17 protein-coding genes are annotated in these 16403 nt (G+C 72.4%); 11 read left to right on the top strand and 6 right to left on the bottom strand.

Annotation, left to right across the window (positions count from 1 at the left end; translation table 11 throughout):
• Positions 1–63 precede the first annotated feature (63 nt).
• Genes D7D94_RS13790 through D7D94_RS13805 form a run of 4 tightly spaced genes read left to right on the top strand, consistent with a single transcriptional unit; the run spans position 64 to position 3490 of the window.
• On the top strand, positions 64–1017 hold the full coding sequence (locus D7D94_RS13790) for an ABC transporter ATP-binding protein (RefSeq protein ID WP_156243160.1): 954 nt from the start codon (positions 64–66) through the stop codon (positions 1015–1017).
• Complete coding sequence (locus D7D94_RS13795) at positions 1014–1775, top strand: ABC transporter permease (protein ID WP_156243161.1); 762 nt, start codon at positions 1014–1016, stop codon at positions 1773–1775. The genes D7D94_RS13790 and D7D94_RS13795 overlap by 4 nt, the downstream gene beginning before the upstream one ends.
• 18 nt (positions 1776–1793) lie before the next feature.
• On the top strand, positions 1794–2879 hold the full coding sequence (locus tag D7D94_RS13800) for a sensor histidine kinase (protein WP_156243468.1): 1086 nt from the start codon (positions 1794–1796) through the stop codon (positions 2877–2879).
• Positions 2876–3490: a response regulator transcription factor gene (locus tag D7D94_RS13805; protein ID WP_156243162.1), complete on the top strand. Its 615-nt coding sequence runs from the start codon at positions 2876–2878 to the stop codon at positions 3488–3490. Before D7D94_RS13800 ends, D7D94_RS13805 begins: the two co-directional genes overlap by 4 nt.
• On the opposite strand, the gene D7D94_RS13810 is transcribed toward D7D94_RS13805, so the two are convergent.
• Both D7D94_RS13810 and D7D94_RS13815 read right to left on the bottom strand, forming a co-directional pair.
• On the bottom strand, positions 3487–4944 hold the full coding sequence (locus D7D94_RS13810; protein ID WP_156243163.1) for a phytoene desaturase family protein: 1458 nt from the start codon (positions 4942–4944) through the stop codon (positions 3487–3489). The genes D7D94_RS13805 and D7D94_RS13810 overlap by 4 nt on opposite strands.
• Before the next feature lie 33 nt (positions 4945–4977).
• The gene (locus D7D94_RS13815) at positions 4978–6210 is read right to left on the bottom strand and encodes an acyl-CoA dehydrogenase family protein (RefSeq protein ID WP_156243164.1); all 1233 of its coding nucleotides are present in this window, start codon (positions 6208–6210) and stop codon (positions 4978–4980) included.
• Between the two features lie 70 nt (positions 6211–6280).
• On the opposite strand from D7D94_RS13815, the gene D7D94_RS14320 reads away from it, so the two are divergent.
• The 3 genes from D7D94_RS14320 to sucD all read left to right on the top strand — a co-directional run bounded on the left by D7D94_RS14320 (position 6281) and on the right by sucD (position 8708).
• The gene (locus tag D7D94_RS14320) at positions 6281–6433 is read left to right on the top strand and encodes a hypothetical protein (protein ID WP_173024345.1); all 153 of its coding nucleotides are present in this window, start codon (positions 6281–6283) and stop codon (positions 6431–6433) included.
• A gap of 183 nt (positions 6434–6616) precedes the next feature.
• Positions 6617–7783 (top strand): ADP-forming succinate--CoA ligase subunit beta, encoded by a 1167-nt coding sequence (gene sucC, locus D7D94_RS13820; RefSeq protein ID WP_156243165.1) that lies wholly within the window; start codon positions 6617–6619, stop codon positions 7781–7783.
• Positions 7784–7805: 22 nt separating this feature from the next.
• Positions 7806–8708, top strand: coding sequence for a succinate--CoA ligase subunit alpha (gene sucD / locus D7D94_RS13825; protein ID WP_156243166.1), 903 nt, complete (start codon positions 7806–7808; stop codon positions 8706–8708).
• A gap of 56 nt (positions 8709–8764) precedes the next feature.
• Here sucD and ligD read toward each other — a convergent pair whose 3' ends face one another.
• Genes ligD through dhaK form a run of 4 tightly spaced genes read right to left on the bottom strand, consistent with a single transcriptional unit; the run spans position 8765 to position 12135 of the window.
• Positions 8765–9787 carry a non-homologous end-joining DNA ligase gene (gene ligD / locus D7D94_RS13830; RefSeq protein WP_156243167.1) on the bottom strand — a complete coding sequence of 341 codons (1023 nt, stop codon included), beginning with the start codon at positions 9785–9787 and terminating at the stop codon, positions 8765–8767.
• A gap of 32 nt (positions 9788–9819) precedes the next feature.
• Positions 9820–10515 carry a dihydroxyacetone kinase phosphoryl donor subunit DhaM gene (gene dhaM / locus D7D94_RS13835; RefSeq protein WP_156243168.1) on the bottom strand — a complete coding sequence of 232 codons (696 nt, stop codon included), beginning with the start codon at positions 10513–10515 and terminating at the stop codon, positions 9820–9822.
• Entirely contained in the window at positions 10512–11144 is a 633-nt protein-coding gene (dhaL, locus tag D7D94_RS13840; RefSeq protein WP_156243169.1) for a dihydroxyacetone kinase subunit DhaL, read from the bottom strand. The genes dhaM and dhaL overlap by 4 nt, the downstream gene beginning before the upstream one ends.
• A gap of 1 nt (position 11145) precedes the next feature.
• Entirely contained in the window at positions 11146–12135 is a 990-nt protein-coding gene (gene dhaK / locus D7D94_RS13845) for a dihydroxyacetone kinase subunit DhaK (RefSeq protein WP_156243170.1), read from the bottom strand.
• Positions 12136–12315: 180 nt separating this feature from the next.
• Between dhaK and D7D94_RS13850 the strand changes: the two genes are divergently transcribed.
• The 4 genes from D7D94_RS13850 to purH are packed head-to-tail and all read left to right on the top strand — an operon-like array spanning position 12316 to position 16361.
• Positions 12316–12768 (top strand): nitroreductase family deazaflavin-dependent oxidoreductase, encoded by a 453-nt coding sequence (locus tag D7D94_RS13850; protein WP_156243171.1) that lies wholly within the window; start codon positions 12316–12318, stop codon positions 12766–12768.
• 58 nt (positions 12769–12826) lie between these two features.
• Positions 12827–14110, top strand: a complete 1284-nt coding sequence (locus D7D94_RS13855) for a cell division protein PerM (protein ID WP_216648672.1) — start codon at positions 12827–12829, stop codon at positions 14108–14110.
• A gap of 9 nt (positions 14111–14119) precedes the next feature.
• Positions 14120–14710 (top strand): phosphoribosylglycinamide formyltransferase, encoded by a 591-nt coding sequence (purN, locus tag D7D94_RS13860; RefSeq protein WP_156243172.1) that lies wholly within the window; start codon positions 14120–14122, stop codon positions 14708–14710.
• Between the two features lie 43 nt (positions 14711–14753).
• Complete coding sequence (purH, locus tag D7D94_RS13865; RefSeq protein ID WP_156243173.1) at positions 14754–16361, top strand: bifunctional phosphoribosylaminoimidazolecarboxamide formyltransferase/IMP cyclohydrolase; 1608 nt, start codon at positions 14754–14756, stop codon at positions 16359–16361.
• Positions 16362–16403: the final 42 nt, after the last annotated feature.

The following is a 16403-nucleotide window of genomic DNA, read 5'->3' on the forward strand; positions in this document are numbered from 1 at the left end:
GTCACGTCGCGGTCGTGACATCGGCCTCCGGCGCCGGCGACGACTCCGCGGTTGGCTGAAGGCATGAGCATCACCCATACCTCCACCGCCGCAGGCCCGGACCTGCACGCCGGCGGAACCTCGGCGATCTCGCTGTCGCGCCTTGTCCGTCGATTCGACTCGGGCGACAGCCCGGTCGTCGCTGTCGACGGCGTCGACCTGCGCATCGCGCGCGGCGAGATCGTCGCCCTCCTCGGTCCGAACGGCGCCGGGAAGACGACGACCATCGACATGATGCTGGGACTGTCCGAGCCGAACGAGGGCGAGGTGCGGGTGCTCGGCGAGGCCCCGCGTCTGGCGGTGGCCACCGGTCGCCTCTCCGCGGTGCTCCAGACCGGAGGACTCCTCGCGGACCTCACCGTGCGGGAGACGGTGGCGGTCGTCGCCGGCATCCACGGCGCCCGCGACCGCGTGGACGCCGTCATCGAACGCGCCGATCTCGCCGGCATCGCCCGCCGCCGGGTGAGCAAGTGCTCCGGCGGCGAGCAGCAGCGGCTCAAGTTCGCACTCGCGGTGCTGCCGGACCCGGACGTGCTCGTGCTCGACGAGCCCACGGCGGGCATGGACGTCACCGCGCGGCGCCGCTTCTGGGACGCCATGCGCGAGGACGCCGCGGCCGGCCGCACGATCGTCTTCGCCACGCACTACCTTGAGGAGGCGGAGCAGTTCGCCCGCCGCACCATCGTCATGAGCAGGGGGCGGATCGTCGCGGACGAGGACACCGCGCGCCTGCGCGCCTCCCTGGGCGGGCGCACCGTCTCGGCCACGCTCCCCGGTGCGTCCGAGAGCGTCGTCGCCTGCCTGCGCGAGGACGCGTCCGTCTCCGACCTCTCGCTGAGCGGCGGCCGACTGACCGCCCGCACCTCGGCATCCGACGCGCTCGCGGCGCGGCTCCTCTCCCTCGGCGCGTCCGATCTCGAGATCGCCGCCCCCACCCTGGAAGACGCCTTCACATCCCTCACGGAGGACCGCTCATGACCGCCCTCGTCTCGTCGCCGCTCTACCGCACGGAGGCCCTGCGGCAGATCCGGAACCCCTACACGCTCGTGTTCACGCTCGTGATGCCGGTGGCCATGTACGTCCTGTTCGGTGCGGGCATGGAGTACGGGTCCCAGGGGGTCGGCCACGCCAACGTCGCGTTCTACATCATGGTCTCGATGGGCGCGTTCGGCACCGCCACGGCGATGAGCTCGCTGTGCTCGCTCGCCGCCGCCGAGATCGGCCAGGGGTGGGGTCGTCAGCTCGCGCTCACCCCGCTCACCACGACGGCGTACGCCGCCACGAAGCTCCTCACCGCGCTGAGCTTCGCCGCGCTGTCGCTCGCGGCGGTCTATGTGGCCGGCCTGACCACGGGCGCCGCGGCCGACGACGCCTGGCGCTGGTTCGCCGCGGCCGGGCTCACCCTCGGACTGGGTCTCGTCTACGGGCTCTACGGTCTCGGCGTCGGCCTGGCATTCAACTCCGATTCCGGCGCCGCCCTCGCCTCGATCTCCATCTCGTTCTTCGGCTTCTTCGGCAACGTCTTCGTGCCGCTGGAGGGCGGCATGCTGGATGTGGCGAAGTTCACCCCCATGTACGGCTTCGCCGCGCTCGTGCGCTGGCCCGCGACCGCGGGGCAGCTCGTGTCGGGCGGTTCCGATCCTCTCTGGGCGGTCACGCTCAACGTGCTGGTGTGGGCCCTGCTGTTCGCCGCGCTCGTCCGCCTCGGCGTGCTGCGCTCGCGCGCGCGTCGATAGGCTCTCCCGGTGGCGGCGATGGCGATGACGGGTGCGCGGGACACAGGCGCGCCGTGGGAGCGGTGGGGATGGCTGATGGCCGTCGTCTGGATGGTCTTCCTCGTCTATCCGGTCGTCTCCCTGGTCGACTCCGTCGCCCCGCTCGGCTGGCGTCTGCTGGGCTGGGCGAGCCTGGTGCTCTTCGCCTTGCTGTACATCATCGGGTTCGTCCACGGGATGCGCGGCACCTGGCACCGGCCGGGGAGGCTGGTCGTGGCGATCTTCTGGGTGCTCCTGCTCTGCGCGGCGCTCGCCGTGCCCGCCATCGGCAGCCAGGCGCTGAGCTTCGTGCCGTTCCTGATGTCCTACGCGGCGTACGGCCTCGGGCGGACGTGGCACTGGTGGGCCTCGGCGGGCGGCCTCACCGCCGTGCTCGGCGCGATCCTCCTGACCGGCGACCTCCCGCAGCACGGCCAGATGCTCGGGATCATCGTCATGATCGCCGTCGTCAACACGATCAGCACCTGGCTGATCGGCCGGTCGCTGCGCTCGGAGGAGCTGCGGGTGCAGATGGCGGCCAGCGAGGAGCGCTCGGTGGTGGCGCGGGACGTGCATGATCTGCTCGGCCACTCGCTGACCGCCGTGAAGCTGAAAGCCGAGCTGGCGCGGAGGCTCATCGACGAGGATCCCTCCCGGACGAAAGCCGAGCTCGATGACATCGTGCGTCTGGCCACGGAGGCGATCGGCGGGGTGCGCAGCACGGTCACCGGCCTTCGGGGAGCCGGCTTCGCCGAGGAGCTGACGGCGTGTGCGGCGGCGTTCGAGGGGGCGGGCATCGCCGTCGAGACCACTGGCGACCCCGACGCGCTCTCGCCTGCGCAGTCGCTGCCGGCCGGGTGGATCCTGCGGGAGGCGACCACGAACGTCCTCCGTCATGCCGCCGCTACCGTTGTCCGCATCACGGTCGAGCCCGGGACGGTCCTCGTGGAGGACGACGGCCGCGGCCTGCGCGGACCCGCGGGGAACGGCCTGCGCGGGATGGCCGAGCGCGCCGCCGCGGCCGGAGCGACCCTGCGCGTGGAGGAAGCCGCATCCGGCGGCACGAGGGTGAGCGTGGTCTGGTGAGCGCGCCCATCCGCCTGCTTCTCGTGGACGACCAGGCGCTCATCCGCGGCGCCCTCGGCGCCCTGCTCGGATTGGAGCCCGATCTCGTCGTGGTGGGAGAGGCGGGCGACGGCGGGCGGGCGGAAGCCGAGGCCGCTCGCCTGCGCCCGGACGTCTGCCTCATGGACATCCAGATGCCCGGCATGGATGGACTCGCAGCGACCCGTGCGGTGCGCGCTTCCAGTCCGAACACGCGGGTGCTCATCGTGACGACGTTCGCCCGTCCGGGGTACGTGCGCGAGGCGCTCGCCGCGGGGGCATCCGGATTCGTGGTGAAGGACGCGCCGGCGGTCGAGCTCGCCGACGCCGTCCGCCGCGTGCACGCCGGGCTCCGCGCGGTCGATCCCGGGCTCGCGGAGGCATCGCTGTTCGACGGCGCGAACCCGCTCACCGAGCGCGAGCAGCAGGTGCTGCGCCTGTCGGTCGACGGGCGGACCGTCGCGCAGATCGCGGCGGAGGTGTTCCTCTCCGCCGGCACGGTCCGCAATCACCTCTCCTCCGTCATCGGGAAGACCGGCGGCGTGAACCGCGCGCAGGCCGCGCGCATCGCGCACGACAAGGGCTGGATCTAGAAGAGGTCGCCGAGCTCGACCCGCTCGCCGGTGGTGTCGGCGATCGCGAGGCGCGCGGCCTCCCAGCCCGCGGTCCCATGCACGCCGGGGCCCGGGGGCGTCGACGCCGACGCGAGGTACACGCCCTTCATCGGCGTGCGCCACGGCGCGGTGCTGAGAAGGGGGCGGGCGATGAGCTGCCCGAAGCTGACCGCGCCGCCCGCGTAGTCGCCGCCGATCGACGACGGGTTCTCCTCCGCGTGCTCGACGGCGGTCGTCGCGTGAGACGCGAGGATGCGATCGCGGAACCCGGGCGCGAAGCGCTCGATCTGCCGGGTGATCACCTCGGTCGCGTCGAAGGTCGAGTTGGGCGGCACGTGGATGTACGTCCACAGCACGCTCTTCCCCTTCGGTGCGCGCGTGGGGTCGAGAACGGATGGCTGCACCGTGAGCACGTAGGGGCGCTCGGAGATGCGGCCGCGCGCGACCGCGTTCTCGCTCGCCTCCACCTCCGCGCGCGTGCCGCACACGTGCACGGTGGGGGAGCGGCGCACGTCGGGATTGGTCCATGGCACGTCGCCGTCGAGCGCGAAGTCGACCTTCGCGGCCCCCGGTCCGTAGCGGTACGAGCGGATGGCGTGGGCCCAGCGAGCGGGCACGTCGGGGAGCGTCAGCGCGAGTCGCGGCGGCGCGTCCAACACGACGACGTCGCCGCGCTCGGGGTCGCCCCAGTCGAGGGTCGACAGGTCGTCGACGCGGTGCCGAGTGACGATGCGGCCGCCGTGCGCGTGCAGGTCCTCTGCCAGCGCGTCCGGGATGGCCTGGGCCCCGCCGACGGGGTAGCCCCAGCCGTCCGCATGCGCCTGAGACGCCAGCAGCAGCCCGGCCGCTGCCGCGCCGACCGTCGGCAGCCGCGTGTTCGCGTGGGCGATCACCCCGGAGATCAGCGCGTGCGCCTCTTCGGTGCGGAAGGAATGTCGGCCGAGCGCGGTCCCCAGCTCGAGCGCGCGCAGGCCGAAGCGGGCGGCCGTGACCGGATGCCGCGGGACGCGCAGCATCTGGTGGCCGGTGAAGTCGACGACGCCCTCGATGCGACGCGACAGCGGGCGGAGCATCGCCTTCCACGCCCCGGCGTCGACGCCGAGCTCCGCCGCCGTGCGGCCGATGTCGCGCCAGGCGACCGCCGCGCGCCCGCCGTCCAGCGGATGCGCGTAGGAGGCGTCGGGGACGAGCCATCCGATCTTCTCGCGCATGCCGAAGGCCTGGAAGAAGGGCGAGGTGAGGGCGGCGGGATGGACGGCCGAGCAGACGTCGTGACGGAAGCCCGGCAGCGTGAGCTGCGCGGTCCGCGTGCCGCCGCCGACCCCGTCCTGCGCCTCGAGCACCGTCACCTCGAACCCGGCGCGCGCGAGCACCACGGCCGCGGAGAGCCCATTCGGTCCGCTGCCCACCACCGTCGCCCGACGTGTCGCCATACGGCCATCCTGCCAGCCTCGGGCGGCGGTGGCTCAGACGAATGCGCCGACGCCGGTGAGATCGCGGCCGAGGAGGAGCGCCTGGACGCTCTCCGTCCCCTCGTACGTGTGGATGGCCTCGATGTCGGCCAGGTGCTGCATGACGCCGTTGTCGAGGAGGATGCCGTTGCCGCCGAGCATGTCGCGAGCGGTCCGCGCGATGTCTCGAGCGGTTCGCGTGCAGTGGTACTTCGCCAGCGACGCCTGCGTCGGCCGCATCGCGCCCGCGGCCTCGAGGTCGGCCAGACGCCGCAGGAAGAGCTGCATCGACGTCAGCTGCGCGAGCATCTGCGACAGGCGCTCCTGGATCATCTGGAAGCGGGCGAGCGGCCGCCCGAACTGCTCGCGCTGCGTCGCGTACGAGAGCGCGGCCTCGAAGCAGGCCGTGGCGTGACCCAGCGCCGACCATGCGACGCCCGAGCGCGTGGCGAAGAGCACGGTGCTGGCGTCCTTGAAGGAGTGGGAGCCGGGCAGGACGCCGTCGGCGGACAGCCGCACGTCGTCGAGGAGCACGTGCGCCTGATGGATCGCGCGCAGCGCGCCCTTGCCCTCGATGACAGTGCCGACATAGCCGGGGGTGCTCTGCTCGACGAGAAAGCAGCGCACGCTGCCGTCGTCGGGGTCGCCCGCGCACTGCACTCGCGCCCAGACGAACGAGATCCCGCCGGAGGCGCCGTTCCCGATCCACTTCTTGGCGCCGCGCAGCAGCCATCCGTCGCCGTCGCGCCGGGCGATCGTCTCGAGAGAGGTGGAGTCGGACCCGTGATCGGGCTCGGTGAGCGCGAACGAGCCGAGCACCTCGCCCCGCTGCAGCGGGCCCATCCAGCGCGCCTGCTGCTCGCGGCTGCCGAAGAGCGCCAGGGTGCGCAGCGCCAGCCCGCCCTGCACGGCGACGATCGTGCCGAGCGACCCGTCGTGACGGGAGATCTCCATGTTCACCAGCCCCGCCGCCAGCGGCGTCATCGCCGGCACGTCGGGATGGTCGACCGCGTCGGCGAAGAGGTGCGCCGCGCCGAGCTCGGGGACGACGTCGAGCGGGTACTCCGCGCGGTCCCACGCGGCGCGCATCCGCGGCGCCAGCCGCTGCCCGATCTCGCGGGCGCGGGACCAGATCTCGCGATCGGCGCCCGTGACATCGGCGAACACCGCGTAGTAGTCGACGTCGAGGATCTTCTTCGCGACGTCGTACGTCGGCACCTTCTCTCCGGGGAACAGCTCCGTTGCCATGGCCACAGGCTAGGCGCAGTCCCCGGCGCGGATCATCTAAGCTGGAGGAAGTCTTCAAGAAGGAGCAGAGATGTTCATCGTGGCTTTTGTCCTCTTCCTCGCCGGCATGGCGCTGTTCGCGGTCGCCTTCATGGTCTCGGCGTTCCAGGGGCTCGTGTTCGCCGCCGGCATCCTGCTGATCTGCCTCGCCATGGCGCTGCCCATGCACGTCAAGGCGAAATAGCCCGCGACTTCGGCATCGAAAGAAGCGGCTCCGGATCATCCGGAGCCGCTTCTTCGCGTTCGGGGCGGGGCGCCGAGGGGAGCCGCTTTCGGGCGGTAGTAGGCTGGGAGGGTCGGTCGAGATATCTCGACGTCGAGACGTTTCCACGCGTCTTGCCCCGTCGCCCCATCGAAGGAATGCAACGTGGATCTGTACGAGTACCAGGCTCGAGACCTTTTTGAGAAGTACGACGTGCCGGTGCTCGCCGGCATCGTCGCCGACACCCCGGAGGAGGTGAAGGCGGCAGCCGAGAAGATCGGCGGCGTCGTGGTGGTCAAGGCCCAGGTCAAGACCGGCGGTCGCGGCAAGGCCGGCGGCGTCAAGGTCGCGAAGACCCCCGACGAGGCGTACGAGGCGGCCCAGGCCATCCTCGGGCTCGACATCAAGGGCCACGTCGTCAAGCGCGTCATGGTCGCCCAGGGCGCCGACATCGCGCGAGAGTTCTACTTCTCGGTGCTGCTCGACCGCGCCAACCGCACCTACCTGTCGCTCGCGAGCGTCGAGGGCGGCATGGAGATCGAGCAGCTCGCCGTCGAGAAGCCCGAGGCGCTCGCGCGCGTCGAGGTGAACGCCCTCACCGGCATCGACCACGCCAAGGCGCTCGAGATCGCCCGCGCCGGCGGCTGGGAAGAGGACCTCGTCGAGAAGGTCGCCGACGTCTTCGTCAAGCTCTACAACGTCTACAAGAGCGAGGGCGCGACCCTCGTCGAGGTGAACCCGCTCGTCCTCACCGGCGCCGGCGACATCGTCGCCCTCGACGGCAAGGTGTCGCTCGACGACAACGCCAGCGAGGTGCGCCACCCCGAGCACGAGGAGCTCGAGGACAAGGGCGCGGCCGACCCGCTCGAGGCGAAGGCCAAGGAGTCCGGCCTCAACTACGTGAAGCTGGATGGCCAGGTCGGCATCATCGGCAACGGCGCGGGCCTCGTCATGTCGACGCTCGACGTCGTCGCGTACGCCGGCGAGAAGCACGGCGGCGTGAAGCCGGCGAACTTCCTCGACATCGGCGGCGGAGCCTCGGCGACCGTCATGGCCGCGGGTCTCGACGTCATCCTCGGCGACGAGCAGGTCAAGAGCGTCTTCGTCAACGTCTTCGGCGGCATCACCAGCTGCGTGGCCGTGGCGGAGGGCATCGTGAAGGCCCTCGAGATCCTCGGCGACGCGGCCACCAAGCCGCTCGTCGTGCGACTCGACGGCAACCAGGTCGAAGAGGGCCGTGCCATCCTCGCCGGGGCGAACCACCCGCTGGTCACCCTCGCGGCGAGCATGGACGACGGCGCCGACAAGGCCGCCGAGCTGGCGAACGCCTGAGACGGAAGAGGACACACAGAACATGTCGATCTACCTCAACAAGGACTCCAAGGTCATCGTCCAGGGCATCACGGGCGGTGAGGGCACCAAGCACACCGCCCTCATGCTCAAGGCCGGGACGAACGTCGTCGGCGGCGTGAACGCCCGCAAGGCCGGCACCACGGTCACGCACCAGGACAAGGACGGCAACGACGTCGAGCTGCCCGTCTTCGGATCGGTGGCCGAGGCCATCGAGAAGACCGGCGCCGACGTGTCGATCGCGTTCGTGCCCCCCGCGTTCACGAAGGACGCCATGGTCGAGGCCATCGACGCCGAGATCGGCCTCCTCGTCGTGATCACCGAGGGCGTGCCCGTCGGCGACTCGGCCGAGGCGTGGGCGTACGCGATCGAGAAGGGCAACAAGACCCGGATCATCGGCCCGAACTGCCCCGGCATCATCACCCCCGGCGAGGCGCTCGTGGGCATCACGCCCGCGAACATCACCGGCAAGGGCCCGATCGGCCTCGTGTCGAAGTCGGGCACGCTGACCTACCAGATGATGTTCGAGCTGCGCGACCTGGGCTTCTCCACCGCCATCGGTATCGGCGGCGACCCCATCATCGGCACCACGCACATCGACGCCCTCGAGGCGTTCGAGGCCGACCCCGAGACGAAGGCCATCGTCATGATCGGCGAGATCGGCGGCGACGCCGAGGAGCGCGCTGCCGAGTACATCAAGGCCAACGTCACCAAGCCGGTCGTCGGCTACGTCGCGGGCTTCACCGCCCCCGAGGGCAAGACGATGGGCCACGCCGGCGCGATCGTGTCCGGCTCCGCCGGCACCGCGCAGGCGAAGAAGGAGGCCCTCGAGGCCGCCGGCGTCAAGGTCGGGAAGACCCCGAGCGAGACCGCCGCGCTGATGCGCGAGATCATCGAGTCGCTGTAACACGCAGCGAGCGAAGCGAGCCGATCCCGGGACTTCCCGGGGTCGGCTCGCTGCATTCAGGGCTTCTTCGCCCGGGACGGCTGCACGCGGGGCGGCTCGCCGGGCATCTTCGGGAACTCGGGCGGGAACGGCAGCTCGCCCAGGCCGTCCGCCAGATCCCGCTCCCACCAGCCGAGGAGCGCGTCGATGCGGCCGGGCTTCGCCTCCCGCAGCGCCGCCCAGGGGTCGCCGACCTCGGCGAGACGCCGCGGCGTGGTCTTCACCGTGAAGGCGAGCGGGTCCACTCCGTCGAGCTCGTCCCACGTGACGGGCGTCGACACGGTCGCCTGCGGCAGGGCGCGCGGACTGTAGGCGCCCGCCATCGTCCGGTCGCGGTTGGTCTGGTTGAAGTCGACGAAGATGCGCTCGCCGCGCTCCTCCTTCCACCAGCTCGTCGTCACGCGGTCCGGGTGACGGCGCTCCAGCTCGCGCCCCGCGGCGATGACGGCGTGCCGCACGTCGAGGAACTCCCACTCGGGCTCGATCGGGCTGAACAGGTGGATGCCGCGGTTGCCGCTCGTCTTGATCCACGACTCGAGCCCCGCCTCGCCCAGCACCTCGCGCATGGCGTGCGCGGCGAAGACGGCGTCGGCGAAGTCCGTGCCGGGCTGGGGGTCGAGGTCCACGCGCAGCTCGATCGGGTGGTCGGAGTCGCCGGCAGCGGACGACCACGGGTGGAAGACGACGGTGTTCATCTGCGCCGCCCACACCACCGCCGCGGGTTCCGTGAGCACGAGCTGCGGATGGCGGCGCCCGCTGTTGTAGGTGACCGTCACCGACTCGACGTAGTCGGGAGCGCCCTTCGGAGGGTTCTTCGAGAAGAAGCTCTCGCCATCCACCGAGCCGGAGTAGCGCTCGAGCGACACGGGGCGGTCGCCGTTGTGGGCGAGGAACGGGCCCGCCACCGCGATGAGGTACTCGGCGAGGTCCCGCTTGGTGACTCCCGCCTCGGGCCAGACGAGCCGCCCAGGGCTGGAGAGCCCGATCTCGCGGTCGCCGTGCGGGCCGGGGACGGTGAGGGCGATGCGCTCGGATGCCATGACCCGACCCTAGGCCGCGCGGGCGCCGCCCGTCACTCCCCGAATCCCGAGGCGACGAGCTCGCCGATGGCGTCGATCGCGCGGTCGGCGTCAGGGCCCTCCGCGGTGACGTCGATGGCGTCGCCCTTGCGCGCGCCGAGAGCCATGAGCCCGACGAGGCTGCGGCCGTCGACCGCCGGCTTCGTGGCGGTGCCGATGCGCACGACCGCGTCCAGGCCGCGCAGGGCGCCGGCGAGCGCCGCGGCGGGGCGCGCGTGCAGGCCGATCTGGTTCGTCAGCACGAAGGACTCCGACCGGCCGCGCGGCTCGGGCAGCTCCTCCGCCGCCGGGTCCACGCCGAGGTGACGCAGCTTCGCCTCCAGTGCGCGGCGCGCCTCCCGCTCGACCTCCGCGAGGTCGCCGCCCGCGGCGGCGCGCGCGACGGCCGCGACGAGCCCCTCGACGAGGGGAGCGGCGGCGAGACGCACCTCGCCCGCGTCGACGAGCTCGAGCGCGAGCTCCGCGCTGAGGATGGCGGAGCCGAGGTCGGTGAAGACGAGCGTCCCGTCGTCGGAGGCGACCGATTCGATCGCGCGGGCGATGAGCGCGGCGTCCGTGCCCGTGCCGCCGTCGGCGGTGCCGGCTGCCACCGCGATGGGCGGCGGGGTCGGCGTGGCCATCTCGCTCGCGAGGGCGACGGCCGCCTCGGCGAGCGCCACGCTGTGGGAGACGACGACGAAGCCGATCATGCGCGCTCCTCCGCGAGGGCGTCGGCGAGCGCTTCGAACAGCAGCGCCGACGAGACGGATCCGGGATCGAGGTGGCCGGCGCTCCGCTCGCCCAGGTAGCTGGCCCTGCCGCGGCGGGCGACGAGCGCCTCGGTCGCGTCGCTGCCCTCTCGGGCCGCGCGAGCGGCGGCCGCGGCAGCGGCTGCGATGTCGTCGGCACCCGCCTCGAACGCGGCCACGGCCGGAGCGAGCGCGTCGATCATCGTCTTGTCGCCGGGTTCGGCCCGCCCGCGCGAGACCACGCCGTCGAGCCCCGCGCGCAGCGCGCGGGCGAGAGCGGGGCCGTCGAGCTCGTCCAGGCCGTCGCCGGCGGTGCCGAGGCGGAGGAAGAAGGTGCCGTAGAGCGGGCCGCTGGCTCCGCCGATCGACGAGACCAGGGCCATGCCGACCGCCTTGCCGAACTCGGCGACCGTCTTCGGCCGCGTCTCGGCGACGTTCGCGGCGGCGGCCATGGTGCCGCGTGCCATGTTCGCGCCGTGGTCGGCGTCGCCGATGGCGGAGTCGAGGGCGGTGAGCCGCTCCTGCTCGGCCGCGATGCGGTCGCGGAACAGCGCGACCCAGCGGGTGAGCGCGGTGATGTCGGCGGCCATGTCACCGCCCCCAGCGCAGGCCGGGGGTCTCGACGGGCGCGTCCCACAGGCGCAGCAGCTCGTCATCCGCGCGCAGCAGGGTGAGCGAGCACCCCGCCATGTCGAGGGAGGTGATGTAGTTGCCGACGAGCGTGCGCGCGACGGAGACGCCCGCCTTCTCGAGGAGCTTCGCGACCTCCCCGTACATGAGGTAGAGCTCGAGCAGGGGAGAGCCGCCCATGCCGTTGAGCATGGCGATCACGGGCTCGCCGCCCGACGGGAGATCGGCGAGCACGGGCTCGACGAGCATCTCCGCGATCCGCGGCGCGGGGGCGAGCTTCTCGCGGTGCCGGCCCGGCTCGCCGTGGATGCCGACGCCCACCTCCATCTCGTCGTCGGGGAGGTCGAACGTGGGGCGGCCGGCGGCGGGCACCGTGCCGCTCGTGAGCGCCACACCCATCGAACGGCCCTGCGCCGACACCTTCTCCGCGACGCGCACGACCTCGTCCAAGGGGCGTCCCTCCTCGGCGGCCGCGCCGGCGATCTTCTCCAGGAAGACGGTGAGCCCCACGCCGCGGCGCCCCGCGGTGTACGTGGAGTCCTCCACGGCGACGTCGTCGTGCACGAGCACGGACGCGACCGAGGCGCCCTCGGCGAGCTCGGCGGCCATCTCGAAGTTCATGACGTCGCCGGTGTAGTTCTTCACGATGTGCAGCACGCCGGCGCCGCGGTCGACCGCCGTCGTGGCGGCGAGCACCTGGTCGGGCGTGGGGGAGGTGAACACCTCGCCCGCGCATGCCGCATCGAGCATCCCGAATCCGACGAAGCCGCCGTGGAGCGGCTCGTGTCCGGAGCCGCCGCCGGAGACCAGCGCGACCTTGCCCTCGTCCTTCGGCGTGGCCCGCAGCACGACGCGGTTCTCATGGTCCACGCGCACCTGCGGCAGCGCGGCCTCGATGCCGACGAGGGCATCCGCCACCACCGCGCCCGGATCGCCGATCAGCTTCTTCATCGCGGGCACCTCCCGGTCGTGCCGCTTCCGGACATCCCGCTTCCTCGCGTGCCGTCTTCTCTCGCAACATGCCGATTCGCCTGCATGCCTCACTATCGGCAGGACCAGCTCGGGGTGTCAAGGCCCGCGCCTCCCGTGGGGAGCTTCCCACCCGGCGCGCCGGGGCAATAGGCTCGCGGCATGCCGCTTCAGGGAGAGTACGCACCGAGCACCGACGACGGGGCGCGGGAGCAGGCCGAGACATACGAGGCGACCGCCGGCGCCGAGGCGAACGTGCTCGCGGGCACCGACTGGCCGATCATCGTGCTGACGAACGTGGGGGCGAAATCGGGCAGGCTCCACAAGACCCCGCTCATGCGCGTCGAGCACGACGGCCGCTACGCCGTGGTCGCCTCCAAGGGCGGCGCCCCTCGCCCGCCGGCCTGGTACGCCAACGTCACGGCGCACCCGCACGTCGAGCTGCAGGATGGCGCCGTCAAGCGCGACTACTCGGCGCGCGAGCTCGACGTGGACAGCGACGAGTACGCCGAGTGGTGGGAGCGCGCGGTCGCCGCCTACCCGCCGTACGCCGAGTACCAGGAGCGCACGTCGCGCCACATCGCGGTCTTCGTCCTCGAGCCGATGGCGGGGTAGCCGCTCCCCGGCGCGGATCCGGGGTTCTCCCGGCGCCCGCGGGTAGGGTCGATTCGCCATGCATCGGATCCTCATCGCCCTGCTCGCCGCATTCGACGCGATCGTGGCGGGCCTGGTCGGCCTCGCGGTCGTGCTGGCCCCGCTCACGCTGCTGTGGATCTTCACGCTGGGCGTGACCGCCGACTGGGCGGGCCTGTGGCCGGCCACCGCGCGCATCTGGGAGCTCGGGAACCTCGTCCCGCTCGCGCTGCGCTTCGACGCGGACGCTCTGCTCGCGCTGGGGCTGCCCGATGAGGCCGCCTCGTTCGCCCTGACCCTCGCGCCGTGGGCGTTCGCCGCGTTCGCCGCGATCTTCGCCGCGCGCTCGGGCGTCCGCGCGGTCCGCGCGGGGTCGGGGATCACCGGCGTGCTCGCGGGGACGGCCGTCACGGCGGGCATCGCCGCGCTCGTCCTGGTGACCTCGGGCAACGCCCTCGCCGACGTCGTGCCCTGGCAGGCCGTCGTCCTCCCCACGGCGGTGTACGGCGTCGGCGCGCTCTGCGGCGCCTGGGCGGAGGCCTGGAGCGAGGGCGACGGCGGCCTCGTCGACGCACTGCATGAGCGCGCGGACGACTGGTCCAGCTCGTGGCGCGAGGTGCCGTCGCTCGCCGTGCGCGGCGGGACGATCGCGATCGCCGGCGTCGTGGGCGCAGCCGCGCTCGCCCTCGTCGTGGCGGTGATCCTGCGCGCCGACGCGGTGATCGGGCTCTTCGAGCAGGCGCAGGTCGACGTGCTCGGCGCCACCGCGGTCGCTCTCGCGCAGCTGGTCTACCTGCCCACGCTGCTCGGATGGGCGGTGTCGTGGGTCGCCGGCCCCGGTTTCGCCGTCGGCGCCGCCACGACGGTGTCGCCCGCCGGCACGCAGCTCGGCGCGGTCCCCGGCGTCCCCGTGCTGGGCCTCCTGCCCGAGCAGGGCTCCGGATGGCTCCTCCTCGTCGCGCTGCTGCCGGTCGCCGCGGGCGCTGCGGCGGGCTGGCACGCTCGTGCCGTGCTCGCGGCGGAATGGGAGAGCGACCCGCCTCTTCACGACGGCCATCCTCACGAGCCGGTGTCGCCGCGCATCGTCGTCGCCGTCGCGACGGCGGTCATCGCGGGCGCGATCGCGGCGCTCCTGGCCGCACTCTCGTCAGGGTCGATGGGTCCGGGGCGGCTGGCGGTGGCGGGACCAGATCCCGGCGCGGTCGCGCTCGCCGTCGGCCTCGAGGTGCTCCTCGGCGCGGCCATCCTCCTCCTCGCCCCGCAGGGGCGACGGACCGCCGCCGACGAGCAGCCCGCCGACAGCGGCGCATTCGCTCGCCGGTAGACTGGCCGCGTGCTCTCGGTCGCCGTCCTCATCTCCGGAACCGGCTCGAACCTCCGCGCCCTTCTGGAGGCGGCGAGCGAACCCGGATATCCCGCCCGCATCGTCGCCGTGGGCGCCGACCGCGACGCCGCCGGTCTCGCGCACGCCGCGGAGTTCGGCGTCGAGACCTTCACCGTGCCCTACCGCCAGCACGCATCGCGCGAGGAGTGGGGCGCCGCGCTCGCCGAGCACCTCCGCCGCGTCGACGCCGACCTCATCGTCCTCAGCGGTCTGATGCGCCTGCTTCCCGCCGATCTCGTCGAGGAGTTCTCGCCGCGCATCATCAACACGCACCCCGCGTTCCTGCCGGAGTTCCCCGGCGCGCACGGGGTCCGCGACGCGCTCGCGGCGGGCGCCGTGCAGACCGGCGCCAGCGTCATCATCGTCGACAACGGCGTGGACAGCGGCCCCATCCTCGCGCAGGAGCGCATCCCCGTGCTCGACGGCGACGACGAGGCGACGCTGCATGAGCGCATCAAGCCCGTCGAGCGGCGCCTCCTCATCGACGTCGTGCGGCGCATCGCCGAGGGCGACATCGATCTCGCGCATCCCGTCCGCTGACGCCCCCGAACCCCCGCAGCCGAATCCTCGACAAGGAGTCCTCATGGCCGGCCCCCGTCACGACCACTCGCTGTACCGCGACCGAGACGTCGTCCCCATCCGACGCGCGCTCGTGTCGGTGAGCGACAAGACCAACCTCCTGCAGCTCGCCGAGGCGCTCGCCGGCGCCGGCGTCGAGATCGTGTCGACGGGCTCGACGGCGTCGACGATCCGCGATGCGGGCTACGACGTCACCGACGTCTCGAGCGTGACCGGCTTCCCCGAGTCGCTCGACGGCCGGGTGAAGACGCTGCACCCGAGCGTGCACGCGGGGCTCCTGGCCGACCTGCGCCTCGAGGACCACGAGCGCCAGCTCGGCGAGCTCGGCATCGCGCCCTTCGAACTCGTCGTGGTGAACCTGTACCCCTTCGTCGAGACCGTCCGCTCGGGCGCGGAGGGCGACGACGTCGTCGAGCAGATCGACATCGGCGGGCCCGCCATGGTGCGCGCATCGGCCAAGAACTACGCCAACGTCGCGATCGTCGTCTCGCCCGAGTCGTACCCCGCGATCGTCGAGGCCGTGAACTCGGGCGGCACGTCGCTCGGACAGCGCAAGGAGCTCGCCGCTCGTGCGTTCGCGCACACCGCGGCGTACGACACCGCGGTGGCGGCATGGTTCTCGGAGGGCACCATCGGCAGCCAGGTCGAGCTGCCCGAGCACCTCACCATCAAGGCCGAGAAGCTCGGCGACCTCCGCTACGGCGAGAACTCGCACCAGCGCGCGGCCCTGTACTCCCGCCAGGGCGGGCACGGCATCGCGCAGGCCACGCAGCTGCAGGGCAAGGAGATGTCGTACAACAACTTCGTCGACGCCGACGCCGCTCTGCGCGCCGCCTACGACTACGTCCTGCCGGCGGTCGCGATCATCAAGCACGCGAACCCCTGCGGGATCGCCGTCGCGACGCCGAGCGCCCTCGACCCGATCGCGAGCGCGCACCTGCGCGCCCACGAGTGCGACCCGCTGTCGGCCTTCGGCGGCGTCATCGCCGCCAACCGCCCCGTCACGCTGAAGATGGCGGAGAACCTCCGCGACATCTTCACCGAGGTGATCGTGGCGCCCGACTTCGAGCCCGCGGCGCTCGAGGTGCTCAAGGCGAAGAAGAACCTCCGGCTCCTCAAGCTGCCGGCCGACTGGCGCCAGGAGGAGATGGATGTCCGCCTCGTCTCCGGCGGGCTCCTCCTGCAGGACGCCGACCGCTTCCCCGACGACATCGAGTCCGTCGCCCAGAGCTGGGAGCTCGTCTCGGGCGAGCGGCCGTCGGACGAGGAGATGGTGGACTTCATCTTCGCGTGGAAGACCTGCCGCGCGGTGAAGTCGAACGCCATCGTCCTCGCCAAGGACTCCGCGACGGTCGGCGTCGGCATGGGCCAGGTGAACCGCGTGGACTCCTGCCGTCTCGCGGTCGAGCGCGCGGGCGACCGCGCGCAGGACTCCATCGCCGCGTCCGACGCCTTCTTCCCGTTCTCCGACGGGCCCGAGGTGCTCATCAACGCCGGCGTGCGCGCGATCATCCAGCCCGGCGGATCCGTCCGCGACGAGGAGACGATCGCGCTCGCGCGCGAGCACGGCGTCACGATGTTCTTCACGGGCGAGCGCCACTTCTTCCACTGACCCGATGGTGTGAGGCGGGGCGGCGACGAGATCGCCGCCCCG

The organism is Microbacterium oryzae, from assembly GCF_009735645.1.
Lineage (GTDB): Bacteria > Actinomycetota > Actinomycetes > Actinomycetales > Microbacteriaceae > Microbacterium > Microbacterium oryzae.

Bases quoted from the DNA above. Each gene is read 5' to 3' on its own strand.
- D7D94_RS13790 (WP_156243160.1), top strand. From the start codon at position 64: ATGAGCATCACCCATACCTCCACCGCCGCAGGCCCGGACCTGCACGCC.
- D7D94_RS13795 (WP_156243161.1), top strand. From the start codon at position 1,014: ATGACCGCCCTCGTCTCGTCGCCGCTCTACCGCACGGAGGCCCTGCGG.
- D7D94_RS13800 (WP_156243468.1), top strand. From the start codon at position 1,794: ATGGCGATGACGGGTGCGCGGGACACAGGCGCGCCGTGGGAGCGGTGG.
- D7D94_RS13810 (WP_156243163.1), bottom strand. From the start codon at position 4,944: ATGGCGACACGTCGGGCGACGGTGGTGGGCAGCGGACCGAATGGGCTC.
- D7D94_RS13815 (WP_156243164.1), bottom strand. From the start codon at position 6,210: ATGGCAACGGAGCTGTTCCCCGGAGAGAAGGTGCCGACGTACGACGTC.
- D7D94_RS14320 (WP_173024345.1), top strand. From the start codon at position 6,281: ATGTTCATCGTGGCTTTTGTCCTCTTCCTCGCCGGCATGGCGCTGTTC.
- sucD (WP_156243166.1), top strand. From the start codon at position 7,806: ATGTCGATCTACCTCAACAAGGACTCCAAGGTCATCGTCCAGGGCATC.
- ligD (WP_156243167.1), bottom strand. From the start codon at position 9,787: ATGGCATCCGAGCGCATCGCCCTCACCGTCCCCGGCCCGCACGGCGAC.
- dhaM (WP_156243168.1), bottom strand. From the start codon at position 10,515: ATGATCGGCTTCGTCGTCGTCTCCCACAGCGTGGCGCTCGCCGAGGCG.
- dhaL (WP_156243169.1), bottom strand. From the start codon at position 11,144: ATGGCCGCCGACATCACCGCGCTCACCCGCTGGGTCGCGCTGTTCCGC.
- dhaK (WP_156243170.1), bottom strand. From the start codon at position 12,135: ATGAAGAAGCTGATCGGCGATCCGGGCGCGGTGGTGGCGGATGCCCTC.
- D7D94_RS13850 (WP_156243171.1), top strand. From the start codon at position 12,316: ATGCCGCTTCAGGGAGAGTACGCACCGAGCACCGACGACGGGGCGCGG.
- D7D94_RS13855 (WP_216648672.1), top strand. From the start codon at position 12,827: ATGCATCGGATCCTCATCGCCCTGCTCGCCGCATTCGACGCGATCGTG.
- purH (WP_156243173.1), top strand. From the start codon at position 14,754: ATGGCCGGCCCCCGTCACGACCACTCGCTGTACCGCGACCGAGACGTC.